Annotated in this window: 2 protein-coding genes; one reads left to right on the top strand and one right to left on the bottom strand. The window is 64.9% G+C overall.

All coding sequences use genetic code 11. From position 1 onward, the window contains the following. A partial coding sequence (locus G7A99_RS23200; protein WP_205600029.1) for a DUF6708 domain-containing protein occupies window positions 1-567 on the top strand: 567 nt, incomplete at its 5' end. Between the two features lie 12 nt (window positions 568-579). On the opposite strand, the gene G7A99_RS23195 is transcribed toward G7A99_RS23200, so the two are convergent. Next, complete coding sequence (locus tag G7A99_RS23195; RefSeq protein WP_256379741.1) at window positions 580-687, bottom strand: FAD-linked oxidase C-terminal domain-containing protein; 108 nt, start codon at window positions 685-687, stop codon at window positions 580-582.

The following is a 687-nucleotide window of genomic DNA, read 5'->3' as shown; positions in this document are numbered from 1 at the left end:
ATGTACGACTGGTTCAACTACCGCCACGCCCCCATCCGCTTCAACCGCCGCACCCGACAGGTGCACGTGTTCTACACCCCCCGCTTCGGCGGGCCCCGCAGCTACGACTGGGACGAAATAGCAGCACTGATCATCGAGGGTCGGGACAAGGGCCGTCAGGGGGGTCGGCCCGACTACCACGTGCTCACCCTGATCGCCGTCACCCCGGACCAGAAGCACTATTACGACAGCGTCGAGATCGGCGATCAGATCGTGCTCTATGAATACTGTCTCGCCTGGTGGGAGTACATCCGCCGCTTCATGGAGGAGGGGTCCGAGAGCATCCCCGAACCCGACTGGACCCTCTCCGAGCGGCTCTCGCTCAGGGAATCCTTCCTCCGCTGGTTCCCCCTACGCGAGATGCGCCGTGATCACGCCAGCGGCCTGAACATCCGCCCGGCAATCGTCCGCATGGTCCTGATGTCGCCTTTCCTCACCCTTTTCTCCATCGGCCACTTCATCTCCATGCTCACCAGCCGTCACGTCCGGTGGCCACAGGAGATCCGCCAGGCCTGCGGCGAGGCGTGAGTTTCGAACAGCTCACGCCCGCGGCGGTAGTACCTTGCCCGGGTTCATCAGCCCGAGGGGGTCGAGGGCGTCCTTGACCGCCTGCATCACGGACACGCCCTCGCCGTGCTCGCGGCGCAG

This window comes from Arhodomonas sp. KWT (assembly GCF_010993615.1).
This window is presented reverse-complemented; position numbering and strand designations above follow the sequence as displayed.